General features: G+C 53.3%; 28 protein-coding genes. 15 read left to right on the plus strand and 13 right to left on the minus strand.

Annotated features, from left to right (window positions below):
* The first annotated feature begins 3 nt into the window (after nt 1-3).
* A complete protein-coding gene (locus VPK24_RS16180; RefSeq protein WP_393014883.1) occupies nt 4-870 on the plus strand; it encodes an MBL fold metallo-hydrolase in 867 nt (288 codons plus the stop codon).
* Here the strand turns inward: VPK24_RS16180 and VPK24_RS16185 are convergent.
* The 3 genes from VPK24_RS16185 to VPK24_RS16195 form a co-directional block, all read right to left on the minus strand.
* Nucleotides 845-3523, minus strand: a complete 2679-nt coding sequence (locus VPK24_RS16185; protein WP_393014885.1) for a CHASE2 domain-containing protein — start codon at nt 3521-3523, stop codon at nt 845-847. The two genes, VPK24_RS16180 and VPK24_RS16185, sit on opposite strands and share 26 nt — an antisense overlap.
* Before the next feature lie 281 nt (nt 3524-3804).
* Nucleotides 3805-4977, minus strand: coding sequence for an alanine racemase (gene alr / locus VPK24_RS16190; RefSeq protein ID WP_393014887.1), 1173 nt, complete (start codon nt 4975-4977; stop codon nt 3805-3807).
* Nucleotides 4971-5249: a hypothetical protein gene (locus VPK24_RS16195; RefSeq protein ID WP_393014888.1), complete on the minus strand. Its 279-nt coding sequence runs from the start codon at nt 5247-5249 to the stop codon at nt 4971-4973. Before VPK24_RS16195 ends, alr begins: the two co-directional genes overlap by 7 nt.
* A 129-nt stretch (nt 5250-5378) precedes the next feature.
* Here VPK24_RS16195 and VPK24_RS16200 point away from each other — a divergent pair, with 129 nt between their 5' ends.
* On the plus strand, nt 5379-5759 hold the full coding sequence (locus VPK24_RS16200) for a TMEM165/GDT1 family protein (RefSeq protein ID WP_190528402.1): 381 nt from the start codon (nt 5379-5381) through the stop codon (nt 5757-5759).
* Nucleotides 5760-5763: 4 nt separating this feature from the next.
* Nucleotides 5764-6072, plus strand: a complete 309-nt coding sequence (locus VPK24_RS16205; protein WP_393014890.1) for a TMEM165/GDT1 family protein — start codon at nt 5764-5766, stop codon at nt 6070-6072.
* A 55-nt stretch (nt 6073-6127) separates the two neighbouring features.
* Here the strand turns inward: VPK24_RS16205 and VPK24_RS16210 are convergent, their stop codons facing one another.
* On the minus strand, nt 6128-7387 hold the full coding sequence (locus tag VPK24_RS16210) for an MlaD family protein (RefSeq protein ID WP_393014892.1): 1260 nt from the start codon (nt 7385-7387) through the stop codon (nt 6128-6130).
* A 1398-nt stretch (nt 7388-8785) separates the two neighbouring features.
* Here VPK24_RS16210 and VPK24_RS16215 point away from each other — a divergent pair.
* The 4 genes from VPK24_RS16215 (at nt 8786) to VPK24_RS16230 (ending at nt 12604) form a co-directional block, all read left to right on the plus strand.
* Nucleotides 8786-9685: an MBL fold metallo-hydrolase gene (locus tag VPK24_RS16215; protein ID WP_393014893.1), complete on the plus strand. Its 900-nt coding sequence runs from the start codon at nt 8786-8788 to the stop codon at nt 9683-9685.
* Between the two features lie 218 nt (nt 9686-9903).
* Nucleotides 9904-10869: a bifunctional riboflavin kinase/FAD synthetase gene (locus tag VPK24_RS16220; RefSeq protein ID WP_393014895.1), complete on the plus strand. Its 966-nt coding sequence runs from the start codon at nt 9904-9906 to the stop codon at nt 10867-10869.
* Between the two features lie 158 nt (nt 10870-11027).
* Entirely contained in the window at nt 11028-11966 is a 939-nt protein-coding gene (locus VPK24_RS16225) for an AAA family ATPase (RefSeq protein ID WP_393014897.1), read from the plus strand.
* A gap of 47 nt (nt 11967-12013) precedes the next feature.
* The gene (locus VPK24_RS16230; RefSeq protein WP_393014899.1) at nt 12014-12604 is read left to right on the plus strand and encodes a diheme cytochrome C; all 591 of its coding nucleotides are present in this window, start codon (nt 12014-12016) and stop codon (nt 12602-12604) included.
* A gap of 128 nt (nt 12605-12732) precedes the next feature.
* Here VPK24_RS16230 and VPK24_RS16235 read toward each other — a convergent pair whose 3' ends face one another.
* Nucleotides 12733-13374, minus strand: coding sequence for a Uma2 family endonuclease (locus VPK24_RS16235; protein WP_393014901.1), 642 nt, complete (start codon nt 13372-13374; stop codon nt 12733-12735).
* A gap of 108 nt (nt 13375-13482) precedes the next feature.
* On the opposite strand from VPK24_RS16235, the gene VPK24_RS16240 reads away from it, so the two are divergent.
* Nucleotides 13483-13776, plus strand: a complete 294-nt coding sequence (locus VPK24_RS16240) for a nucleotidyltransferase family protein (RefSeq protein WP_393014903.1) — start codon at nt 13483-13485, stop codon at nt 13774-13776.
* Between the two features lie 27 nt (nt 13777-13803).
* Here VPK24_RS16240 and VPK24_RS16245 read toward each other — a convergent pair whose 3' ends face one another.
* The 6 genes from VPK24_RS16245 to pruA form a co-directional block, all read right to left on the minus strand.
* Nucleotides 13804-14235, minus strand: a complete 432-nt coding sequence (locus tag VPK24_RS16245) for a nucleotidyltransferase domain-containing protein (protein WP_393014904.1) — start codon at nt 14233-14235, stop codon at nt 13804-13806.
* A gap of 59 nt (nt 14236-14294) precedes the next feature.
* Nucleotides 14295-14633: a XisI protein gene (locus VPK24_RS16250; protein WP_190528393.1), complete on the minus strand. Its 339-nt coding sequence runs from the start codon at nt 14631-14633 to the stop codon at nt 14295-14297.
* Nucleotides 14618-15037, minus strand: coding sequence for an element excision factor XisH family protein (locus VPK24_RS16255; RefSeq protein ID WP_099531937.1), 420 nt, complete (start codon nt 15035-15037; stop codon nt 14618-14620). The genes VPK24_RS16250 and VPK24_RS16255 overlap by 16 nt, the downstream gene beginning before the upstream one ends.
* Nucleotides 15038-15149: 112 nt before the next feature.
* Nucleotides 15150-15488 (minus strand): nucleotidyltransferase family protein, encoded by a 339-nt coding sequence (locus VPK24_RS16260; protein ID WP_393014907.1) that lies wholly within the window; start codon nt 15486-15488, stop codon nt 15150-15152.
* Nucleotides 15489-15684: 196 nt separating this feature from the next.
* On the minus strand, nt 15685-16329 hold the full coding sequence (locus VPK24_RS16265) for a hypothetical protein (RefSeq protein ID WP_393014908.1): 645 nt from the start codon (nt 16327-16329) through the stop codon (nt 15685-15687).
* A 215-nt stretch (nt 16330-16544) separates the two neighbouring features.
* Nucleotides 16545-19553, minus strand: coding sequence for an L-glutamate gamma-semialdehyde dehydrogenase (gene pruA / locus VPK24_RS16270; RefSeq protein WP_393014910.1), 3009 nt, complete (start codon nt 19551-19553; stop codon nt 16545-16547).
* Between the two features lie 201 nt (nt 19554-19754).
* Here pruA and VPK24_RS16275 point away from each other — a divergent pair, with 201 nt between their 5' ends.
* From VPK24_RS16275 to VPK24_RS16290, 4 genes are all read left to right on the plus strand, one after another.
* Complete coding sequence (locus VPK24_RS16275; RefSeq protein ID WP_393015002.1) at nt 19755-20078, plus strand: nucleotidyltransferase family protein; 324 nt, start codon at nt 19755-19757, stop codon at nt 20076-20078.
* A complete protein-coding gene (locus VPK24_RS16280) occupies nt 20065-20406 on the plus strand; it encodes a HepT-like ribonuclease domain-containing protein (RefSeq protein WP_393014912.1) in 342 nt (113 codons plus the stop codon). The genes VPK24_RS16275 and VPK24_RS16280 overlap by 14 nt, the downstream gene beginning before the upstream one ends.
* 268 nt (nt 20407-20674) lie before the next feature.
* Nucleotides 20675-20971 (plus strand): DUF2442 domain-containing protein, encoded by a 297-nt coding sequence (locus VPK24_RS16285; RefSeq protein ID WP_393014914.1) that lies wholly within the window; start codon nt 20675-20677, stop codon nt 20969-20971.
* 80 nt (nt 20972-21051) lie between these two features.
* On the plus strand, nt 21052-21282 hold the full coding sequence (locus VPK24_RS16290) for a hypothetical protein (protein WP_393014915.1): 231 nt from the start codon (nt 21052-21054) through the stop codon (nt 21280-21282).
* 101 nt (nt 21283-21383) lie between these two features.
* Here VPK24_RS16290 and VPK24_RS16295 read toward each other — a convergent pair whose 3' ends face one another.
* Entirely contained in the window at nt 21384-21578 is a 195-nt protein-coding gene (locus VPK24_RS16295) for a hypothetical protein (protein ID WP_393014917.1), read from the minus strand.
* 434 nt (nt 21579-22012) lie between these two features.
* On the opposite strand from VPK24_RS16295, the gene VPK24_RS16300 reads away from it, so the two are divergent.
* Nucleotides 22013-22447, plus strand: a complete 435-nt coding sequence (locus VPK24_RS16300) for an acyl-CoA thioesterase (RefSeq protein ID WP_099531947.1) — start codon at nt 22013-22015, stop codon at nt 22445-22447.
* A 66-nt stretch (nt 22448-22513) separates the two neighbouring features.
* Here VPK24_RS16300 and VPK24_RS16305 read toward each other — a convergent pair whose 3' ends face one another.
* Nucleotides 22514-23278: an ABC transporter ATP-binding protein gene (locus VPK24_RS16305; RefSeq protein WP_393014919.1), complete on the minus strand. Its 765-nt coding sequence runs from the start codon at nt 23276-23278 to the stop codon at nt 22514-22516.
* A 93-nt stretch (nt 23279-23371) separates the two neighbouring features.
* Here VPK24_RS16305 and VPK24_RS16310 point away from each other — a divergent pair, with 93 nt between their 5' ends.
* Both VPK24_RS16310 and VPK24_RS16315 read left to right on the plus strand, forming a co-directional pair.
* The gene (locus VPK24_RS16310) at nt 23372-23938 is read left to right on the plus strand and encodes a hypothetical protein (protein ID WP_393014921.1); all 567 of its coding nucleotides are present in this window, start codon (nt 23372-23374) and stop codon (nt 23936-23938) included.
* A gap of 310 nt (nt 23939-24248) precedes the next feature.
* Entirely contained in the window at nt 24249-24869 is a 621-nt protein-coding gene (locus VPK24_RS16315; protein WP_393014922.1) for an anthranilate synthase component II, read from the plus strand.
* Nucleotides 24870-25106 lie beyond the last annotated feature (237 nt).

Genomic DNA, 25106 nt, shown 5'->3' on the forward strand with positions numbered 1-25106 from the left:
GCGATGACGGACAGGATCGACAGTCAAAATCCAGCGCTACGATACAAGGCAGATCCACTCGCAAACTTCCCGATCGCACCCATGCACCTCACTTGGTTTGATAGCAATAGCTGGTTAATTGAACTGGCGGGCAAGCGCATTTTGCTTGATCCCTGGTTTGTGGGGCCGCTGATGTTTGGGAATGCCGCTTGGTTTTTTAAGGCCACCCATCCCAACCCTCGTCCAATTCCCGCCAATTTGGACTTGGTTCTGCTGTCCCAAGGGCTGGAGGATCACGCCCATCGCCCCACCTTGGAACAGATCGATCGCACCGTGCCAGTGTTGGGATCGCCCAGCGCGGCCAAGGTCGCCGAACAGTTGGGGTTCCAAACGGCGATCGCCCTTGATCACGGTCAAACTTGGACGCTGGATCAACAGGTGGCCATCCGCGCCACCACCGGCTCCCCCACGGGGCCCAAAACCCTAGAAAACGGCTACATTCTGCGGGCGATCGCGGGGCCCGAAACCGGCGAGAGTCTTTACTATGAACCCCATGGCTATCACCCGGCGGAGTTGAGCGAGTTGGGGCCGGTGGATGTGACCCTTTGCCCACTGATGGATCTGTCGATCGGAGGGTTCCTGTCGATTATTCAGGGAACCAACAGCGCCTTGAAGCTGGCAACCATGTTGCGGCCCCAAGTGATGTTACCGACGGCGGCGGCGGGTGATGTGCAATACGAAGGTCTGCTGGTGTCCCTGTTGCGGGCGAAGGGCAATGCTGCCGAGCTTCAGACCCAATTGCAGGGGGCAGGGTTAGCAGCCCAAATTCTGGAACCCAAACCGGGCGATCGCCTAGCCATGCCCCTCAAGAAGACCTCAGCAATCGCCTAGGGAGTCGCTGCACCAGGCCAAGCCATCGGGAGAACTGGGAACGGCCCTTTCTCCCGGGGACTGGCAACAACACCAGACCCATGGCCACCATGGGCGACACCACCGGTAACCACCAAGCCGCCCAAAAAAAACTGATCATCCCGATCCCCCCCACCGCCAGCGAGCCGATCGCCCCAATCCAAAGTCGATCACACCAACGAGGCTGCGGGTTCCGTGCCTGCCAAACCGCCAACAGCCCTGCCCCAAGACCCGCCCAAAGCAAAATCCACCCCAACTTGTGCGGCCAAGCGATCGCCTGAAGCAAGGGGCGATTGTCCAGCACCGCGCTTATCAGTTGGCTGATGCCATGAGCCTGAATCTCCAAGCCCGGAATCTCCTGCCCACCCGGCAGTTTCCATCGATCCTCGGAACTGGCTTGGATATTGCCAATTAATACGATCGGGTTGGGTTGACCAGTCCAAGGAATTCGATCGGTACTTTGCAACACCTCTCGCAGGGGCAAACGTACCCAATCCGCCCGCCGAGGAGCCAACAGCAGTTGATTGCCTTGGTCATCAAACCACCCATACCCCCCCGCTCCAGCGGTGATTTGGGGAATTGTGACGGAACCATACTGCCATCGATCGCCCACGGCCTGAAATGCCACCCTCTGTTGCTTCAGGTAATCATCCATCAACAGAGCACTCAGCCCATAGGTGGCGTGACAAGCTTGGCTGGACTGGGGAGCCGCCATGGCCAAGAGTTGCCGTCGCACCACCCTTTTTGAATCACTGGCTTGGTCAGAAAAAGCCACCCGATCGCGCTTCAAGCCCACTGGGGCTGGAATTTCCGCAGAATCTTCCGTTGGGTCAGCTAATTTGCACAGACCCACCACCCGAGGATTCGACCAGAGGCGCTTTCGCCAAGCGGAGGTCAGCGGCCAGGGATAATAAATATCCACCCCGATAACACTGGGTTTCAGGGTAGCCAGTCGCTCCTGAAGCTTGGCCAAGGCCTCCGGAGCCAAGGAGCTGACCTCACCCTCGGTCGTTGGAATCCGTCGCCGTCGCCAACCTTGACGATCTTGATAAGCCACGTCATTTTCATCAATCGTGACCAGCAAAATACGTTGATCTTGTAATTCCAACGGCCGCTGCTGCAACATTGCGTCATAAACCCAAAATTCCGGGGTTTGAATTATGCCGCCTAGGCCAATGGTGATTCCCGTGGCTAAGAGTGCCTGCCCACCCAGTTGCCATGGCTTCAGACTAATTTTCGGACTGATTTTCGGGCTAATTTTCTGATTGTTTTCTGGACTCAGTGCCTGATTTAATTTCTGACTGATTTCCTGATTTGATTCCTGGTCTAACTTCTGGCTTGATTTTTGACTGGATTTCTGACTGGATTTTTGACTGATTTCCTGATTGGGTTCCTGGCTGAATTTCTGACTGGATTTTTGACTGATTTCCTGATTGGGTTCCTGGCTGAATTTCTGGATTGGATCCTGCCTCAGTGACCGATCGCTGCCGAACCGAACTGCACTCGGGTCAACGGGTTCGCTCCAGCTTTGGAAATCAGCTTCCGCGTGGGAGCGATCGGGCCAAGCGGGCAAATCTAACAGGGGGTGGTGAAACACCAGCGGCAACCAATCGGCCCTTGGAAATTTGGCACTGGAGCGTTGGAGCGATCGACGGGCTTCATACAGAGCTAGGGGCAGCGACCGCGATTGGGCATAGTGAGTCAGAAAGTCCTTGAGGAAATATTGAGCAAGCACATCGGGCACCGAAGCCCGCATCACAATGGCGGCCGGTAGGTGCGATCGATGAAGTGCTTCCGCCAAGTCCACACTGTGGCAACAGTTAAAAATCGCCAGTTGCAACCCCTGTTGAACCGCGCCTTCAAGGGCATGGCTGAAGTTTTCTACGGAAATGTTGTGCTGAAGGTTAAGGCCAATCTGACCCGATCGGCTTATGGTTCCGGGGTAGCCATGGCCCGCAAAGACCAGCACCTGCGGTTGGTTATCGCGCAGGGCATCAAAAAACTGTTCAGGAGTCGGAGCATCCAGCAACTGCACATCCGCCAGCCCTGCTGTGTTCAATTGCTGAAGAGCCTGTCGATCGGGATCAAGGTCTAAATTCGTCCGATCGCCCAAAGCCGCCAAAATCCGAACCAAGCCCCCAGGAGTCGATCGCGCCTGAATGGGTGGTGTTTTGCCACTGGTTGGACAACAGCCCCAGGCGAACCGGTGACCTTTCAGGGGTTTCCACTCGTCCCAAGGCAGCCTTGGCACATGGCGATCGTCCGTGGCGATCGACAGCCACAGATCATCGTCGGGATTGCTAAATCGCAGAATTTCATGGGTAATTTCCCGAAAGCTTTCCCCCTCCAACCAGTTGTTAAACAGGGTTTGCAGGCGCTCGGCCGCGATTTGGCACTGTTGACGATGCAAAGGAAGGGGCAACTGCCGCTGAATGCCCTTCACCTTAATTCGCAAGTTGGGATAACTCGCCCACAAGTCCCAAAATTCTGTGGCCACCTGGGCCAATTCCGGCGCTGGCGGCAGGCGAGTATTGCAAGTTTGTTTGTGATGGGGACTGCGCCACAAGTCCAAACGGACCAACAGTTCCTCCGTTGCCAGACAACCGTGAAGCGAGAGTTTTACCCGAAAGGTCATTGAGCGGGATGGGTCGCAAGATTAAGCGGGATTTCTTTAGTATCTGCGAAAGCTAGGGCCTGTCGTCATTTCCTAGGATCAGGCGGAAACGATTGATTTTCCATGTCCCAGTCGTTGTAACAAGGGGCTTGAGCATCTTGTCCCCCCACAATCTGCCAACGGCAGAATCAGGGTTTCAGGCGATTTGACGACAGGCCCTAGTATCTGCGAAAGCTTCTCTAAAATCCCGCAATTGCCCCCATCAGCTCATTTCAACTCCCTATTAATCTTGCAACTTCCTATTAATCATTAACCGTAATCCTGGGTAGGCGATGCTTAAAGCCGCAAAGGATTTCCCAAGAAATGGTTCCCAGCCGATCGGCCCAATCTTCTGCCGGAATTTGCTGGCCGGCATCCTCTCCCAACAGGGTGACCACCTCACCCGGCATCAGATCGCCGGGAAAGTCCGTCACGTCCAACATCAATTGATCCATGGTGATTGACCCAATCTGCGGAACCGATCGCCCGCGAATCAAAACCTGCATTTGGTTAGACAGGTTGCGCGGCACTCCATCGGCATAACCAATTCCGACCACGGCTACCCGGGTGGGCCGCTGGGCGACGTAACGATGGCCATAGCTCACCCCCTCACCGGGTTCGATGGTTTTCAGTTGGGTGATGCGGGCCCGAATGCTCATCACCGGCCGCAGGGGCAAAATGCCGGCCAGGTGTGGTGCGGGGGTCAAGCCATAAAGCGCCAGGCCGGCCCGCACCCGATCAAAGTGGTAAGCCTGATCGGCCAGTAGGGCGGCGGAATTGGCCATGTGAATTTTGGGCAGGGTCAGGCCGCTCGATCGGGCCCGTTGGGAAAAATCCTGCAAAAACCCCTGAAATCGCTGATATTGCAGCCGCATCACCGTGGGATCCGGTTCATCGGCCGTGGCGAAGTGGGAATACAAACTGGCCAGGTGTAGGGGCGACGCTTGGGCAACCCATTGGGCCCAGTCAGCGGCTTCCGTCCAGCGGGTTCCCAGCCGGGCCATGCCTGTGTCGATGTTGAGGTGTACCGGCAGCGATCGCCCTAAGGATTTCAGCACCTCCGCAAAGGTGAAACTCTGTTGCAAGGTGCAGAGGGTGGGTTGCAGTTTCCAATGCAGCAGCGCCTTGATCTGATCAGCGGTGTGAGCTGCGCCTAACACCAAAATGGGTGCATCAATGTTGGCTTCTCGGAGTTGGCCGCCTTCCTCGATCGTGGCCACGGCCAGCCATTGGGCCCCCGCCGCCAGGGCCGATCGGGCAATGGTCGCCGCCCCGTGGCCATAGGCATCGGCCTTGACTACCGCCAACAATTCCACCCGATCGCCCACCCAGGTTTTCAGGTGGCGCACATTGTGGCGCAGGGCCGCCAGGTCAATTTCCACCCAGGCCCGCTCGCGCTGCAACCAAGTCAGGGACGGCTGTTGCTGCACTAACATGTTCGATTGTCTCCTTCACACCACGGTTGGGCCGTTGGCCCGTTGGATCGATCGCCGCTGTCCGGTTTCGGCAATTCCGGCAACGCTCGATCGCCCCAACCATAGCGCACCCATTCCGTAAACTCACCAAACTCACCGCTGTGGCGGAACTGGCGGCACTGGCCACATCGATCGCCTCTGAAGGGCCGGTTGGCCATGGCCCGGCTCCCATTAGTCCAGTTCCCAGCCCGCTGGAATTCCTGAACCGCAATTCCCCAAACCATCTGCAACATCAGCGATAGAATAGGTTCATCAAAAATGAAAGCACTGTGAAAATCAGCGCTAGTTCCTGCTGATTTCGCCTTGTTTTCGCCTTGTTTTCGCCTTGTTTTCGCCGTTTCCCGCCGCCGTTACGAGATCCCGTGAACTTGTCTGATCCTTCTGCCCTCACCCCGGCCCAGTCCGAGGCCCAACCCGATCGCCCATCAGCGGCTCAATCGCCCGCCACCAGCGCCCGCAGCAATTTCCTCAGCGCCTTTGCCTCCACCTTCATCGCCATCTTTTTGGCGGAATTTGGGGACAAAACGCAAGTGGCTGTTCTGCTGATGGCTGCTGAGTCCCATCAACCTTGGGTGGTGTTTTTGGGAGCCACGATCGCCCTCATTTCCACCAGTTTGGTTGGTGTGCTGTTGGGTCAGCTTTTGGCTCGTTGGGTGTCGATCAAAACCCTGGAAACCATCGTGGGCGCGATTCTGTTGATGGTATCCGTCTCCCTGTTGTGGGAAGCCATGGTTGGAGGGTAGGGTTATGAATTGGCAATTACTGGGACTGAGTTTTATCACTGTGTTTTTGGCGGAATTGGGCGACAAGAGCCAACTGGCCGCGATCGCCCTCAGTGGCGGTTCCCGATCGCCCCGAGCCGTGTTTGCGGGCACGGCGGCCGCCCTGGTGTTTGCCAGCCTGATTGGGGTTGTGATTGGCGAGGGCACGGCCCAACTTTTGCCCACCCGCTTGGTGAAGGCAGCCGCCGCGATCGGGTTTGCGATTATGGGTCTGCGATTGTTGTGGCCCGCAACGGATTTTCCCCCGGACTACGAGGCTCCCGAAGCAGATTAAGCGGGCGATCGGCCTCATGCACGAACACTCGCCCAAATCCCTAACGCTCAAGCCACTAACGCTCAAACCGCACATCCACATCCGGTTCACTCTCGGATTGGTTAGCGGGCCGGTTGGTGGATCGATTGGCGGGCGGGGTTGCCCGTTCCGGCCCCGGGCCCGGAGCTTGTACCTGTTCCTCAAGCTGTTGCGTAGTGGCCAGAAATTGCCCCAGCGCCGTAATAATCACCCGCAAGCTGCTGCGAAATTGTGGATCGCCCGTCAGCTCATCCAAATCACCAGTGATTTTTTCAAGATTTTGGAGGGTCGATCGCGCGGAATTCACCGTTTGTTGCAACATCAACAGACTCTGGGGACTCTTAATCGCCCCCGTGATGTCCCGCAAATTGGCCGCCGTTTGGGCCGCATTTTCCGTCAGCGCATCCAAATTTTGCAGGAGGTTGCTACCGCGTAACTGACGCATGGCGGGCGCAACCTCTCCCAACGCATTGCGCAGACTCGCGCTGGTTTCCGCCAAGCTGGTCAACGTTCGGCTCAAATTCCCCCGGTTACTGACAATCAGCCCATTAACGTTTGTGCTGGTTTGCTCCAGGGAATTGGCGGTGCGGACAATGGCCGTGGTAGTGCTGCCCGTGGCGCGGTTAATGGTGTCTGAGGTGCGGGTGATGGAACGGGCAGTGTTGCCAAAGGTGCGCACCTCCTGTTGCAGGGCCCGCGCCAAACTGGCTGCATCTCGACTGAGCTGTCGAATCTCGGCCGTGGTGGCGTTGAGGTTGCCCATGGCTCGATCGACCTTGCCTTGAAATGTCGGATCCGTAATCAAATCTGCAATTTTGACGATCGCCCGAATCAACGATCCATAGTTAATGGGCGGGCTGCCCACCAGGCGATCGCCCCCACAAAGCAACAACTGGGAATCACAATCCCCTTGGGCTGGCCCCGGCCCCACCGTGGGCACTGGCCGACTGTCGTTAAGGGGACGAATGGCCAACGATGCTTCACCAATCAACCCGGTGCGATCGACCTCCGCCGAGGATTGGCGAGGCATTCGTAACTCCGGATTTTCAACCTCAATCACCACATCAACCGAGTTGGAAGCCGCCTGAATATCCGTCACCTTGCCAACCGGCACCCCACGGAACAAAACCGGAGAGCCAACCTTCAGCCCATCGGCATTGGCAAACTCAACAATTAAACGATAGGGACGACGACCCAAATAGGTTTCACTGAGCCACAAACTCAGCACCGCAACTAGCCCCAGTCCCAATAGCACCAGCAGACCAACGGCCCCCTCTCGGACAGTGCGCGATCGCATGGTAAATCGTCTCCTAATGGCACTGGTTAGAGCAATTCAATAGACTAAGTAGCAGTTGGATCACGATCAGCCACACCAGCAGTCAACAACGTAGAGATAAAAAATGGAGATCTCCAGGAGAGCTTAAACAGAGGCAAGGCCCAGGCAGACTCACGCCCAAGCAATTCCTCCCAGTTCATCGCTCCTCAGCCATCGCTCTCAAGCGATGACTCCAGGGTGACCCCCGATCGGTGAACTCAGCCCAAGCCAATGGTAGGGGCTGGCCTCCGCTTGTCCTCAAATTCGACGAAGACCGGTCAGATCAGACCCAGAATGAACCAAAGACGGCTCCGATGTCTAGCGGCAGGTCTTGACCACAGGGATCCTAGCCAAATCTGGGCCATGGCGTTTGGCGATGGCGCTCGGCCAAAGTCAATTGGGTTGGAATTGCTCTGGAAGCCTTAAGGATTCCGGACGCTGTTCCCCAATCTGCGAAACGAGGGATAACCTACCCTAAATCCTTGCTGAAATTGCCCCGATCGCCTGTGTTCTCCCTCACAGGCCGGCGGAGAATGTCAGCTAAGATTTTGGGAGGTTCAACAGGTTCAGGTTCGATCGCTTCCTTGGGCAACCCTACCCGCCATCGGTTCCAATTCGTCAAAAACGGTTTAGTGCCCAATTGAGTCAGATTAGGTCAATATAGTTGTCGATAGTTGTCGGGTAATCACCTGGCACGATCGGGGCCCAACGGGTCAAAATCGAAGTCACCCAGCGCTGCTGGAATTTCACGCCTGCTGAATAGATCTGTCTGCTCGATCCGTTATCCGGATTCAGGATCTGGATCCAGTGGTTGCGGAGCCGCTCAGGGCCCAACGCTAGCTTTGGCATCTGAGGCGAGGATCTGGGTCGGGGATCTGGGTCAAAGCTCTAGGTCGATGAAAATTTTAGAATTGCCCAAATGCTATCCCAGACTACAAATCTGACGGCAATCGGGACAAGCTTTGATTTAAATCACCTCGCCTGTGCGAATGCGGCTTTACTCTAGTTTTGGTTTAACCAGACTCTACCTGGATTACAGTCCAACCACCTTGCATCTTGCGAATCCCTGTGCATCAATTGGCCTAACGCAAAGTCAATCTAGAGCTTCTAGCCGAGATTCCTCACTGGAAATTCTTGCTGAGAATTCTAGAGATGCATTCTTCAGCGATGCAATCTGTGTCCAGGGCCGGGCTGCGACCGTCGGTTGTTTTCGGCAATGCTTTCGGCAAACATCGTTGGTCATGCTCCGTATGAATTCCGCCTGAATCTCCATCTGCTGACCCACCGCAATGTTTTCCCCAGTCATGCGACCGATCGCGCTAGGCTGTATGGCATCGGGGAGCGTCACTCTGCACTGAAATTTGGCTTATCCGCTTACCCATGTCCAGTCCGAACAGCCAGTTCCAGATCCGCTTTTGGGGTGTTCGTGGCAGTATTCCCTGCCCCGGCCCTGAGACGGTTAAATACGGCGGTAACACCCCCTGTGTCGAAATGCGCGTGGGCGATCGTCGGTTAATTTTTGATGGTGGTACGGGGTTAAGGGTCTTGGGGCAATCCATGCTAGCCGAGATGCCCGTTGAAGCCCACATGTTCTTCACCCACAGTCATTGGGACCACATTCAAGGCTTCCCGTTCTTCGTGCCTGCTTTTATTAAGGGCAATCGCTTCCACATTTACGGAGCGCCCGCGCCCAATGGGGCAACGATTAAGCAGCGCATGAATGACCAAATGTTGCATCCCAACTTCCCAGTTCCCCTGCAAGTAATGGGGGCGGATTTGGCCTTTTATGACATGCAGGTGGGAGACACAATCGCGATCGATGATCTGCATGTGGAAAATGCGTCTCTCAATCACCCTGGCGAAGCGGTGGGCTATCGCATCACCTGGCAAGGGCGGGTTGTGGCTTACGTCACCGATACGGAACATTTTTCCGATCGCCTGGATGAGAACGTGCTGCACCTGGCCAAGGATGCGGATGTGCTGATTTACGATGCCACCTACACCGATGATGAATACCATTCGCCTAAGACCAGCAAGGTGGGCTGGGGCCATTCCACCTGGCAAGAGGCGGTGAAGGTGGCGAAGGCGGCCAATGTTGACCAGTTGGTCATTTTCCATCATGATCCTCTGCACACGGATGCCTTCTTGGATGAAATGGGTCGGCAGGCGGCGGCGGCTTTCCCCCATGCGTTGATTGCGATGGAAGGGATGACGATTCAACTGACCCCCCGACGACCGGAACAACCGACCATTCGCCCAGAGGTGACGGTGCTCGCCTAGATGACTGACGACCATCCCTAGATTGCACACCTGAACTAAGCTGAGATTGCCGCGATCGGGTTTTGAGCTAGCCAGTCTTGAACTAGCAAGTCTTGAGCTAGGTGATGCATCGGAGTCATGAACCTGGATCTCGGTCTAGGTCATCACTCTAGGTTGTTGATCGATCTAGAGGGCGCAGCTCGCAGGAGTTTGTTGTTCGGGGAGCTTAGAGAGTCCTATTGGTTTGGATCACGTCTGCACTGGATTCGGTACTGTCGCCGACCACGATCGCACTCGGTAATTTTGATGGTGTGCATCGGGGTCACCAACGGGTGATTGCGCCCATTTTGAATGGCCCAGCGATCGACCCAAGTGATTCTGCCGCTGAGCCAGGTTCGATGCCGGTGAGTACGGTGGTTTCCTTTTCGCCCCACCCCAAGGCGTTTTTCAGTGGGCGATCGCACCCTTTGCTGACACCGATGGATGAGAAGGCGCAGGTGCTTGATCGCCTGGGAATTGAGCAATTTGTGATTTTGCCCTTTGGTCGATCGCTGGCGAATTTGACCCCCGAAGATTTTACGGTGGAGATCCTGATTCGGGGCTTGCAGGCCCGGGCGATCGCCGTGGGGGCCGACTTTCATTTTGGCCGAGGTCGATCGGGAACGGCCGATCGCCTGCGGGAAATTGCCGCCGAATTTGGCGTGCCGGTCAAAATCGTGTCGCTGATGTCTGACCAAGAAGGGCGCATCAGCAGTTCCCGGATTCGGGCCGCTCTTGGGGATGGGGATGTGCATAGGGCCCAAGCGCTCCTGGGGCGGCCCTATGCGATCGCCGGACGGGTGGAAGCGGGTCAACAACTGGGACGGCAATTGGGCTTCCCGACAGCCAACTTAACCATTCCCCCGGAAAAACTACTGCCCCGATTGGGGGTCTATGCGGTGCGGGTCACCTTGGCCGATGGTTCCCTGCGGCCGGGAGTCACGAATATTGGTCGGCGGCCCACGGTCGGCGAACAGGCGGCGGTGACCGTGGAAGTGCATCTGCTGGATTGGTCAGGAGACTTGTATGGACAATGGGTGACGATCGAGTTAATTGATTTTCTGCGCCCAGAGCAGCGGTTTGCATCTTTGACAGACCTGAAAACTCAAATTGAGCAGGATCGTCAACAGGCCCGCGATCGCCTCACTGCCGCTACCTTAAGTTAAGCTGACGGAGGGCTTGGTTTCCTAGCTCCTCCGTCGAATTCAGACCGACAGTTTCATGGCTTGCAGATGGCTTGGGGCCATGTCCTTAGGGTTGCACCCTGAGGGCTGAAGTTATGGAGCTGACTTTGCCAAATTCGGCCAAATTTTAGGATTGAATTATGGGTGAAAGTTCGCCAACGATCGAGTCGCACAAACAGGCACTGAAAGCACTTCAGAACAATCTCCAACGGGCGATCGTTGGCAAAGATGGGGCAATCCAGCTTGTGTTGGTGGCGCTGCTGGGGGGTGGCCATGCGCTGCTGGAGGATGTGCCCGGGGTGGGCAAAACGCTGTTGGCCAAGTCCCTAGCGCGATCGATTGATGGCAAGTTCCAGCGCTTGCAATGCACCCCCGACCTGTTGCCCGCCGACGTGACCGGTACTAATATTTGGAATCCCCAAAAGGGGCAATTCGAGTTTGTGGCGGGGCCCGCTTTCAGCAATGTGTTGTTGGCCGATGAAATTAACCGGGCCACACCGCGCACCCAAGCGGCGTTGTTGGAAGTGATGGAAGAGCGACAGGTGACCTTGGATGGGTTGTCGCGGCCCGTGCCGGAGCCGTTTTTTGTGATTGCAACCCAAAACCCGATCGAGTATCAAGGGACGTTTCCGCTGCCGGAAGCCCAAATGGATCGCTTTGCCCTGTCCTTTTCCCTAGGCTATCCGTCGGCGGAAGATGAACTGCGGATGTTGCAGCGACACCAGATGGGGGCGATCGACCAAGATTTGCAACCCTGCATTACGCTGGAGTCGGTGCGAGAACTGCAAAAAGCCTGTCGCCAAGTGCAGATTTCCGCCGCAGTCCAGGACTATATCCTGCGCCTGGTGCGATCGACCCGCCAAGATGACGAAATCACCCTTGGAGTCAGTCCCCGGGGCGCGGTTGCCATGCAACGTTCCGCCCAAGCCCTCGCCTTCTTGCAAAATCGGGATTATATTTTGCCCGATGACGTGAAACAATTGGCGCTCTCGGTTTTGGCGCACCGTCTGATTCCCGCTGGGGGCAAAAACGCCCGCACCGTGGTCGATCGGCTCCTGCAAACGATTTCCGTAGACTAGCTCCCACCCATTCCTTTCCTCCAAATCCTTCACGGCAACCATCGGGCATGGCAGACAGCAAATTTGGGCATCTCATCCGATCGCGGCGTGCATCCTGGGGGATTGCGCTCCTGCTGGCACTGCTGGCTATGCTGTTTGGGGTCGGGCTGGCCCGGGCGATCGCGCCGAGTTCGCTCCCGATCGCGGATTCTGGCCAATCGGTCATCGCCCAAGCCGAGCGATCGGTGCTCATCGACCCCAACGGCGACATCGATCGCGTTGCGCCCTCTTTCACGCTGGGGCGAGAACTGTACCTGGAAAATTGTGCCTCCTGCCATATCGGTGTGCCCCCAGGATTGATGCCCAGTCAGGTTTGGCGAAATCTGATTCGCGATCGCGACCACTACGGAACCACGATTGAACCACCCCGAGATCCCAGCCTCCAAATCATTTGGAACTATTTGAAAGAATATTCACGCCCCGCCGAAAACAACGAACAAATTAACTACCGCGTTGGCAGAACCACCACTTTCAAGGCTTTGCACCCCCGCGTTCAGCTACAAGACCCCGTTCAACTCAGCACCTGCATTCGTTGTCATCCCCGTGCTGATTTCTTTAATTTCCGTGCCCTTTCTCCCGATTGGGACAATGCACTTTAATTGATCAGTGGAATTCCGTCGGCTTGGATATTTTGTAGGAGTGGATGGTGTTCCCAATCTAGCTGATGCTCTAGCCAGAAAATGGGGCAGATGACCAAGTAAGGAATTGATAACTTTGGCATTTTGACTCAAGATTTTGCCTGGAATTGATCGATTAGCCAGCGGGTGATTTGTCCGTCATCTTCGCGATCGAGCCGTTGTAGCGCTTCGGTAATGATCGACAATTCTAAACCGGGCAACACTTGCGAGACTTGAATTTCTCGGCTGCCCCGATCGGCGATCGCAAATCCAATGATCGATCGCGCTTCAACGTTCACCACCCAATATTCCGCCACGCCAAGCCGCTCATATAGCAGTCGTTTCATACCCACATCATCGGCAAAACTACTTGCGCCAACTTCGACTACGAGGGAGGGTGGATCAAAGCGATCGAGGTCGATCGGTGCATTGCCGGTTGGCAGGTCTTTGAGGTCGCGATCAATATAAAACGCTAGGTGTGGTTGTGCTTGCTGGTGTTGCCACCGTTGAATAATGGGATTCACGTAGCCCGCCAGCTTCATTGGTGCAAGGGCTGCGTACAAGCCGACCAAGCTGGGAATCATGGCATGGCTACGAGCTTGATCTGCACCCGATCGAGTGGGTTCTAGGCGCATCCAGCCGTTGTAGTAGTAGCCTCGCGAATTCTGACAACTATCGGGGTTGGTTTGTTGGGCGATCGCGATGAATTCTGCCCAGGTTCCACGCTGCCAGTTATCCAGTTGGGTAGTCACGCTAACTATTGACGATCTTAATGAGTGAAATTCTGTACAGTGATCTCGCTTCTCTTTGGTATAACAGAACAGTCTAGGTTCAGTTCCAGCAATGATGGTGCACTGAAGATGCTGAGTCGGCAAACAGTTATCGAAACATTATTGAACCATCAGCAGCAAATTCAGGCATTTGCAGTGAAAACGCTATTTCTATTTGGCTCAGTGGCCCGGGATGAAGCTCAGGCTGATAGTGATGTGGATTTACTGGTGGAGTTCGAGAAACCCGTGGGATTATTTACGTTTATTGAGCTGAAGGACTATCTGGAGGAAATTTTAAATTGTTCGGTTGACTTAGGGACACCACAATCGCTGCGCCCCTACTTGAAAGATGTTGTGCTACGGGAGGCGGTGCGTGCCTTCTAGCAGTTTTACAGAATGGGTACAAGGCTCCTAATTAATTATCTCGTTCGAGTTCAGATTGATTAGTGAAATTCCGTCGGCTTTGATATTTTGTAGGAGTGGGTGGTGTTCCCAATCTAGCTGATGCTCTAGCCAGAAAATGGGGCAGATGACTAATTCATAGTCTAGATAAAGATCGGTGATGAACTGGGTTCGTTCTTGTTCTTGCAAGCGATCGATTTTGGCTTTCTGGTCGTGCAGAACAATCAGCAAATCGAGATCGGAGTCTGGTTTGGCATCGCCTCGGGCTTGGGAGCCAAAGAGAATGAGGTGGGCTAGGCGATCGCCGTAGATGTTGACCAGGTTGTCGCGCAGGGCGATCGCGATTTGACCCAGGTGAGGATGGCGTGATTGCCCAGCCAGCGATCGCATCAGTACCGCGTCTTGATCGGTTGAGTTTTGGGCGATCGAGGAGGCTGGCATGGTCAACGCTCCAGATTGGGTGGTTCGGACAGTGCTGAGTGATGGTTCCGACAAGCAGTTTAGGAAACAGCAAATTCAGTGATTTGACGGCGATCGCTGGGTTTAAATCCCAGGACAATGCGATTTTTGGGAATTCCTAAGGCGACTAGTTCATCGGCGATTCCTTCTTCTGTTCCATCCTGTTGAATCCAAAGCTTCTGATCGATGATGTCAATGTGTAGGAGCGTGCCATAGATGCGTCGCCCATTGTGCCAGCCGACTTCGACCAGCAGATAATGGTGATTGTGGGTGTCGATGATCGTTTCTAGCTGAATATCGTCACTGGTTCCTAAGAATTCAATGTAGCCATTGAAGATTTTCTGAATGATTGATTGGTCGGTGTCTAAGTTGAAATCCATTGCTTAATCACCTCCTGATTAGGGTCGAATGTCAGCAAGCGAATTAACTTATCTTCCAGCAGTATTTGACCAGCTTCTTCTTCAAAAACAGTTTTATAGACTGAATGAGTGACAGCTAAGTAAAGGGTTCTTTCGGGAGCGTAGCGCAAGAGGAGTCGTTCATAAAGAATAAATTGACCGAGGGCATCTTCTAAATCTTTGATGTCAGAGGCGCGGGTGAAGCTTTTGATTTCAACGGCGATTTTTTCTGTGCCCCGATCGGCTGCAATTAAGCGCTCGGCACCAAGATCAACGAAAAGGTTTTTGCGTGTTAATCGAATCCGAAAGGGATCATGGGTGATTGTCCAGCCTGCTTTGACTAGAGAATTTTTGACGCAATTATGGAAAATATCTTTGGCGGGCATGATCGATTTCTTGCTGTGCTGGCTGTAATCGTCATTTTTCCTGACGACTAATCTACTTAGTATTTTAATCGGTGAGCTTCTGGGCGATCGGGGAGGTTGGTATGGTCAACGCTCAAAATTGGGGTGAACGGTAAATCACTCGTGCAGTGTTGAGGATGTTTTGGCGGCGTAACCAGTTGTCACTGCGCTCGATCGCGGCTTTTACCAACAAGTCAACGGGACGGCCGAATAGGGCCTCTAGTTCATCACGGATTTGCAGGGTTTCGGTGAGTCCCCGTTGAGCGGTGGGCGCAAAGCTGACTAAAACATCGATGTCGCTGTCGGAACGAAAGTCGTCGCGTAACACTGAGCCAAACAGGGCAAATTCGGTGATCTGCCAGCGATCGCACAGTTCAGCAATACGCTCGATCGGAATTACAATATGGTTTGTCAAATTTGTTTGGCGGGCCATACACACTACCACTCATTTGCTAGTAACGATTATGAATTTTACAGACAGACCATTGATGAATTAAACTAACCCTTAAAAAGACCAACTTTAGCTACCAATATTTTCTAATTCAGACCAATATTTAAACCCTAAAGTTATTGGAGATTTCTTGATTTTTTGTATCCGTTTAATCTTGAAAAATCCTAATATCTCATTATTAAAGCTCCCACTTATTAATAAAGCCACCCAGAATCTCAATGCTTCCATCTTCTGGAATGCGATTCCACTCATAGATATTGAGATCTTTAGCATGATTGAAAGCTGGAGGAATAGCAGACATGAGATCTCTAAACATATCAAGATCCAAACGATCCCAAAGCATCATTGCTAAGTGCCATCCTGTTTTGCCTTCAATTTCCTTACCTTTATATGAAAAATCGCGATGAGCTGCAATTCTATTGCGAATATTAATCAAGTCGTTTTCAACTTGCTTTTTTGCCCTGGAATATTCTTTCCATAATTTTTTTGCCACCACTAGATCTTCAGTTGTAATACCTCTCCAATAAGATTTCACATCAATATCATGCACTTCAGCAGACATCACTGCCACTTGGATTGTATCCATAACTTCAGTTAAAGATCGTAGCTCGATACAGATATACTTTAATAGTAGCTTGCGATTGTATTCATCCTTGCTTTGATTGCGAATTTCAAGAAGCCTGAGAATATCATCCCAAATATGTCCACCAGCAATTAATGCTGATGTTTTCTCATCTCCTGGAAACCAGGCTGATGGATCGCGTTGCCAAACTGGATGAAAAACTGAATCTTCAGGAATTAGGCTATTGGAATTACTTTCCATGAGCTTAAGAATTACTATGTTGAAGCTTTAGTTTACTGAAGTGAACAAGCTACTAGGTTAGTACTTTGACCTCATGCTAAAAAATTGGCGTAAAGACCTGAAAAAGAAGTTTAGGGCAAGCTTCGATCATCACAGTGAAAAAACAGTAAGGGTGCATGGCTAGTCTAAATCTAATGTACAGCCGCGCACCCTCCTGTGGCTCTTACCGATCGCCCCTATTCAAACCCCTCGACCGGTGCAAAACCTTGGCGCTGGACGTTTTCCGTCACCACACGCGGCTCCAGGAATTGCAACAGATAGTCCGGGCCGCCCGCCTTCGAGCCAACCCCCGAGAGCTTGAACCCGCCGAACGGTTGCCGCGCCACGATCGCCCCCGTAATGTTCCGGTTGATATATAAGTTACCCACCTCGAACTCCCGGGCCGCCCGATCGATGTGTGACGGCGTGCGCGAATAGAGACCCCCCGTGAGAGCAAATTGCGTTCCGTTGGCGATCGCCAGCGCCTGCTCGAACGTCTCCGCCTTGATCACTGCCAACACCGGCCCAAAGATCTCCTCCTGGGCGATCGCCGCCGTTGGGGGCACATCGCGGAACACCGTCGGCCCCACAAAATAGCCACCCTCGGGGGCTGGCAGCTCGATCGCCAGGGTCGATTCCGCCTTGCCCTTGGCGATGTAGTCGCGGATGCGAGCCTGGGACGTGCCATCAATCACCGGCCCCACCTTGACGCTCGGATCATCCGCCGGGCCGATGTTCAGGGACTTGACCGCCTCGACCAGCCGCTCCACAAACGCCTCGTAAATCGGCGCAAGCACGATCGCCCGGGAGCAAGCGGAGCACTTTTGGCCGCTGTAGCCAAAGGCCGAATCCACCACGCCCTGCACCGCCTGATCCAGGTCGGCGCTCTCATCCACGACGATCGCATTTTTGCCGCCCATCTCCGCGATTACCCGCTTCAGGTGCTTCTGACCCGGTTGCAAAATCGCCGCGTTGGCATAGATCCAGCAGCCCACTTCCTGGGAGCCGGTGAAAACGATCGTGTGCACATCCGGGTGCTTGACCATGTGCGCCCCCGCCGTCGAGCCACGCGCCGGGACGTATTGCAGCACGCCATCGGGAATGCCCGCTTCCACCAGAATTTCAATGAATTTGGCGGCGATCACCGAGGAGGTTTCGGCGGGTTTCAGGATCGTGCAATTGCCCGTCACCAGCGAAGCCACGGTCATGCCCACCGGGATCGCCAGGGGGAAATTCCAGGGCGAAATCACCAATGTGATTCCCTTCGGTTGGTAGTGGTAGCGGTTGGTTTCGCCAGGATAGTCGTAGGCCGTGCCCGCCTCTAGCCGCTCCATTTCGTCGGCATAGTAGCGGCAAAAGTCGATCGCCTCGGACACTTCGGGATCCGCTTGGCGCAAGGCTTTGCCCACTTCTAAGCAAACCCAAGCCGACAACTCCGCCCGCCGCGCTTCCATCAGGTCAGCCGCTTTTCGCAGGATCGCCGCCCGTTCCTTGGCCGGTGTGGCTTTCCAGGCCGGGAAGGCCGCCTTGGCCGCCGCGATCGCCTCGTCGGCCTGCTCAATGCTGGCTAGGCCAACCTTGCCGATCAGCTCCTGGGGCTTCGAGGGATTTTCCGAGGCGATCGTTTCGCTGGTTTCCACCCGCCGACCGGCAATCAACGGCCGGTAAAGCTGGCCCAACTGAGACCTCACCTGGGCGATCGCCGCCAGGGCCGGATCGCGCAAATTCTGCCGCGAATAATCCGTATCCGGCGCATTGGCGAAGGGAACCACCGTTTCATAGACCGCATCATTGGGCTGCGGCGCGGCGGCCAACTCGTTTAGTTCCCGCTCCCCGAGGCTGCTTTGGCGCAAAAACGACGAATTGGCCGTGTTCTCCAGCAGCCGCCGAATCAAGTACGCCATGCCGGGGATCAAGTCGCCGTAGGGGCAATAGACCCGCACCCGATAGCCCTTGTCCGCCAAGGTTTTTCCCAGTTTGTCCGCCATGCCGTACAGCACTTGCAGCTCAAAGGCCCGCCGGGGCGCACCCACCTTTTCCGCCACTGCGATCGCCTTCGCGGCCGATCGAGCATTGTGGGTTCCCAGCGCCGCATACAAGTGAGCATGATTTTCCAGCAGCAACTGGGTCATCGCTTCGTAGTTGGCATCCGTCGCCGCCTTGTCATTAAACACCGGCTGCGGCCAATCCTTTTGCACCGATTGGATCGTTTCCTGATCCCAATAGGCTCCCTTCACCAGCCGCACGGTCACGGGTGTGCCGCGCTCCTTCGCCCAGGCCACCACGCCCTGCAAATCGGCGTAGGAATCGCGCAAATAGGCTTGCAGCGTCAGCCCAATATCGGTGCGATCGCGGAACTCCGGCTCCATCAACACCGCTTTCAACGCCGCCAACGTCGCATCCTTATATTTGTATTGCTCCATGTCGAAGTGCACCGCCGCGCCCAATTCCTTGGCCCGCCGCAGCAACACCCGCGCCCGATCGGCCGTTTTCGCCTGGGATCCCGCCACGTCCAGCGGGTCAAACTGGGAATAGAACGCCGTCAGCTTCACGGACACTTGCACCTTGGGCAGGGGCTGACCGTCCGCCTCGTCGATCTGGGCGATCGTCGGCCAGCGCTGGGCCGCCGTCGCCAACTGCGCCATCAAATCCAAATAGCGATCGAGGTACTGCTGGGCCTCCACTTCCGTAATCACCGCCTCGCCAAGCAGATCGACGGTGAAGGCCATTTTGTCCTTCCGCAACCGCTCGATCGTGCGGATGGCCTGGGCGATCGTCTCGCCGGAAATATACTTTTGCGCCAGCGTCTTAATCGCCGTACTCACCGTCGTGGCCGCCACCTGACCGGGCATTGAACCGGGATCGGAAAAATTCAGCAAATTTTTCAGCAAATCCGGCAGTTCCACCTCTTCAGTGGTCAAATATTCCCGCAGGTGGGCGGCAATTTCGGGGTTCGATTGCAACGCGGGCAGACAGTCAATGAACCGAAACAATTGCACCTTCAAGCCGGGATTGCTCATGGTCCAATCCATCAGCTTGTCATCAAGCTTCATCTGGTCGCGCATTTGGGCCAGGAAGCCTTTTTTCGTTTGGGTGGCTTGAATCAGTTCACGGGCGATCGATTGGGTGCGGTCTTCGTAAGAATTGGGGACAGTTGCAACCACGGTGTGCGAGCCTCTCAAAGCGTTCCGGTGCTTATCTTCCATTCTAGGAAGTCCAGCGGACGGTGCTTAAAGCGACAGCAAGGGCCCACGGGGCGATCGTCCAAATCGATCGCGATGCGTGAATGGGCAGACCTTTTAATTCAGCCTTCAAGGATTAAGTCTGAGGCTAACGAATGGTTGGATCGAGTAGCTGGTATAACGGACTATATCGCTGAACCCTCAAGCCACCGGCCAGGCAAAGGTATGTTGAAGCAGCCGTTGAAGATTCAGATTCCTCAGCAGGCACTGATCGCCTTTTGCCAAAAATGGCAGATTCAAGAGTTTTCGTTTTTTGGGTCTGTTCTACGAGACGACTTTCGACCAGACAGTGATATTGATGTCATGGTCAGTTTTGAGGACAGTTCAACTTGGGGAATTTTAGAACTAGTTCAAATGAAGCGTGAACTGCAGACATTGCTAGGACGCGAGGTTGATTTGTTGACCAAAAAATCAATTGAGCAAAGCCACAACTGGATTCGCCGAAAAGAAATTCTAGAAACAGCCCAAGTTGCTTATGTCGCGGGATAGTGCATCACTGATTGATATTGTCCAAGCAGGGCAATTGATTTTACAGTTTGCTCAAGGACTCGATCGTGATCAGTTAAAGTCAGATTTGCGAACACAATCTGCAATTCTGTACCAGATTGCAATCATGGGAGAGGCAACAAAACGATTATCTCGCGAGTTTCGAGCACAACATCCAGAAGTGCCATGGGATGATATGGCCGGAATGCGAGATATCGTTGCTCATCAATATGATCGAATTGATTTAGATATTGTTTGGCAAGTCATTGAACGCAATATTCCTCAGTTACTCAGTATGCTAATCAACTTGCTACCGAGTCAGAATGAATAATCAGACATTACTGATATTTTCGAGCTAAGTAATTTGTATAACTTCCAGAATCAACAGTTGCATTAAGCTCTGGCAATTTAGCGATCCCTCTCAAGCGCGACAAGCTAGATTGCTTGAAAAGCGATCGGGTTTCCTGTTTCAAGGACTCCAGCAAGAGCTGTACGAGCTGCCACCGATGATCCAGCGACAGTTGAAGAACTTGAGTTTGTAATTCTTGGAACGTCATAATCTTGCAGTTGTATACGATTTATCCATTGTATAAAATTCTATGATGTCGAAGCGAATTATGGGAGTGAACTTCAATGAGGATCACTTGATTTTGGCGTTAGAGGATGGGCGAGTTCTATCAGTTCCGATCGCCTGGTATCCTCGATTGGTTTACGGCATAGAAGCAGAGTGCCAAAATTTTCAAATCAGCGGTGCAGGTTTTGGCATTCACTGGCCAGAACTCGATGAAGATATTGGCATTGCGGGTCTATTGCTAGGCAAAAAATCTTCTGAAAGTCCAGAATCATTTCAGCGATGGCTGGCAAGGCGATCGGCTACGGCTCATTCTTCAACGTAAACCGTTGGGAGTGATGGCGACCATTACGGTCTTGATTGGCTATCCTTAAGTCAACACTCCATAGCCAATTACTCAAAATCATGCCCAAACTGCCAATTATTCAGCCCGATCGCGCCTACAGCTTTGCGGATTATTTCAAGCTCAACTTTGCGCCCCAAGATATCTTGAGCTATTTCAATGTCGCGCTCGATCGACAACTGCTAACGCTTCCTAGCTATTCAGGAGAACTCGATCGCCTGGGGGATTTAAAGTCACGCATCCTAGAAAGCCTGCCGCGCATCAGCTTGAATGCAACAATCACCCGTTCCTGAAACATGATCAAACTGCTTCAGTACGGGCTGTAGGTGTACATTGCCCACCCTACTAATTGGGCAATACTTGTCTCGCAAAATTATGAATTGCTTTACATGTGCTACTTCAGCTTGCCAGCAATCTTCTTGACTATTTTTTCTAGTATCTTAAATTGATCCTCCAATTTATCCAATCGTTCTTCTAGTTCAAGGAGGTGTTCTTTTAGATCATCTCCTTCCTGTTGCGTCTCTACCGGCTGTTGCTGTAGATATTGAGAATATAGATCTTCAGCGTCTTGCTCTGGCAGTTCATTCATGCTTATTTGCCTGAATTTCTAAATACACTTTTGAAGTGCTAACTCTGAATACCGTATCATGCAGTTTCAAGCAATGATAGATATCTTATGCTTTCTTCAAAATCTGATTTTCGATAGTTTGTAGCAGTCTGTGAGTTGAGCAATACTAAACCCACGGAATGTCAACCCCTAAAGCCGCTAAAGTGCCGATACGATGAGGGACAAGGGCGCGATCGCACCGAAGTAGTTGTTTCCCAGCGGCTATTCCCTTGGCTCAACCAATTTCCTTGTCAGTTAAAGCCGGAGTGAATTCCATGACCGCCACCCCGATCGAGCTATCCGAGTCTTCCAGAGATCGCACCCTTAAATATTAGTCATCCCACAACGACCCAGACTGACGCTCAATTTAATCAATTCAATTTATTATTCATGTTAATCAATTCAAATTATCATTCATGGCTTTTACCTATCATCGTACCGTTCGCTTTGGCGAAACCGATGCCGCAGGGGTAATGTATTTTTCGCGGCTATTGGAATGGGCCCACGAAGTCTATGAAACCTCGCTGATGGCTTCGGGGGTTAATGCCAAACATTTCTTCAGCCGATCGCAGCCTTGGGTAATGCCAATTGTGGAAACGGGAGCGAAATTTTTTCAGCCCATGTCCTGTGGCGATCGCCTGGAAATTGTGATGCGGGTTTATGCCATCCAAGAAAGCGAATTTCGATGTGAATATGAATTCTTTTTTGAAGGATCGCAGCGGGATTTCCACACGGCTCAGGCATTCACGCGCCATGTTTGCATTGACCAAGAAACTCGTAAACGACGCGAAATCCCTCCAGAACTGGCAGTTTGGCTAAAGCTTTTTGAGGAACCTCAGCCTCAGATTTAGGGAAGGTCGATTTCTTTGGCTTTCTTGATAGAATGAATCGTCACGATCGCCGATAGATCCAGCCCTTTAAGCAACGGCGGTCACTTGTCCTAAATCTTCGGGATGGAGGCGATCGTGCAAAACCTGCCCATCCCGAAACCAAACCACACGATGAGTCCGACGGGCCACCTCCGGTTCGTGGGTCACCATCACCACGGTCATGCCGCTTTGGTTTAATTCTTCAAAAATATCCAGCACTTCTTGGGTGGTTTTGGTGTCCAGTGCGCCGGTTGGTTCGTCGGCCAACAACACGATCGGGCGGTTCACGATCGCGCGTGCAATGGCCACCCGCTGTTGCTGCCCCCCAGACAGTTGGTTGGGTCGATTGTTCACCCGATTCCCCAAACCCACGCGGCCCAAAGCGTCCAGGGCCCGCTGTCGTCGCTCCCCGCTGGGCACACCCGCATAGACCATCGGCAACATGACATTTTCCAGGGCACTTAGTTGGGGCAGCAGGTGAAATTGCTGAAACACAAACCCCAGCTTGCAATTGCGCACCGTGGCTAGGTCTTTTTCGTTCAGTTCGGCCACGTCAATGCCATCGAGCTGATAGCGCCCGGAACTGGGGCGATCGAGGCAACCAATCACGTTCATCATGGTGGATTTGCCGGAACCCGATGCGCCCATAATTGAGCAATATTCACCACTTTCCACCACCAAGTTGACCCCATTCAAGGCGCGCACCTCGGTGTTGTCGCTGCCGTAGATTTTGTAAATCTCGGAGAGTTGAATAACTGGCGGGCGATTGGGAATGGGCGATCGGGGCTGGGGATTAGGCAGAGCAAGGGTCATAGCACTGTTTCAAGAAGGCAAGGATGAGCGGAAACCATCTCCCATTCTAAGAAGCTTGGCCAATTTTGTGCGGCCAGGGGATAACCGTAGAGGATGACTCGAGATGACAACTCAGCAGCTCACCGCTTAGTTGAATCAAGATGGGGGGATCGATCGATGACGAATGACCGTTCCAACGCAGATATTCAGCCCGAAAATATTTCCGAAAACACTCCCGAAAACATTCCTGAAAACATTCCTGAAAACATTCCCGAAAATACTACAAATCATCCAGGAAATCATCCATCAGGCAATTCAACCAATCATCCAGTTACGGTTGCAGCCGCCAACACCATTACTTTTCAAACATCGACCAGGAATCGGCTCTTGGCCAAGCTAATTGTACTGCTGTTAATTACAGGAGGATTCAGTCAGTTATTTCTGAAGGTGAGCCAACAGGATTATCAAAAGGGGTTATCCCTTACCCCGGAGGCCTATTCACAATCCTATGAACGGTATCGCACCCAACTTTTATCTAAAAAGATGGTCGTTGATTATCCGGCTGTGGGTGTTTTTGCGGTTTTTCTGGTGTTGCTGGGCCTGGTCGGTGGCTATGAATTGGCGGTGTTTGTGATTGGTTTGTTGATCGGAAAATTGTTGCCGCCAGGAGGTCAGCGCTGACATTGAAAAGGTGGCGAGGAGAATCGCTGGGAAAAAAATTGCCAAGGTTGTTGGGCAAGGCAGCCAAAGCAATAGGAATAGCGCGAGATTCGTGCAAATCTTAGATTGTCTGTGGGTGACTGGCCGGAAGCCAATTGCCTCGGGTATTTGGGGGGAGATTGGGAGTTGGGGTCTACGGGCCCTTGTCTACGGAACTCCTGGCCAAAAAGTCCGTGTCGATCGAAGCCGATGCCGGTATAGTTAAACCCTAGGTTCAGAATGGCGATCGCCCGATCGCTTCTGGCACTGCATCCCTTCCCGATCGCCCGCCATGACCGTCCTTGTCATCGACAACTACGACAGTTTCACTTACAACCTCGTTCAATACTTTGGCGAGTTGGGCCAAACCCACCCGATCGCTCGGGATATTCAGGTTTTTCGCAACGATAAGATCACCCTGGATCAGATTCGGGAACTGAAGCCCGATGGCATCACCATTTCGCCCGGCCCCGGCACACCGGACGAAGCGGGAATTTCCCTAGACATCATTCGGGAGTTGGGCCCAACTCTGCCGGTGCTTGGGGTTTGTTTAGGTCACCAAAGTATTGGCCAAGTATTTGGGGGCAAGGTGGTGCGTGCGCCGGAACTGATGCATGGCAAAACCTCCCCGATCGAGCATCGCAATGTGGGAGTCTTTCAGGGCATTGAATCCCCCATGACCGCGACTCGGTATCATAGTTTGGTCATTGAGCGAGAAAGCTGCCCGGAACAGTTAGAAATTACCGCTTGGGTGGCTGACGGAACCATTATGGGCGTGCGCCATCGGAACTATCCCCACATTGAAGGGGTTCAGTTTCATCCCGAAAGTATTCTGACCAATGCCGGTAAGCAACTGCTCTCGAATTGGCTGACGGTGGTGGCCCAGTTCCACCAATCCGCCGCTTTGGCCTAAGAATCTTGAGCATCCTGGCTCCTGGTTTCTGCGGTCGATCGGATCGATCACGTCGATTCGATCGCTTTGATGAGTACGCAAAGCGTTCCCAAAAAAGTTCACCTCAGAAGTTCACCTCAGAAGTTCACCCCCAAAAATTTACCCACAGAGTTCATCCAAAGAGTTCATCCAAAGAGTTTTCAGAGCGTTTTCCAAAGGGAGTTTTCAACACGATTTCCCAAAGCGTCCCTGAAGTTC

Origin of the sequence: Limnothrix redekei LRLZ20PSL1, from assembly GCF_043235035.1 — a bacterium.
Lineage (GTDB): Bacteria > Cyanobacteriota > Cyanobacteriia > CACIAM-69d > CACIAM-69d > CACIAM-69d.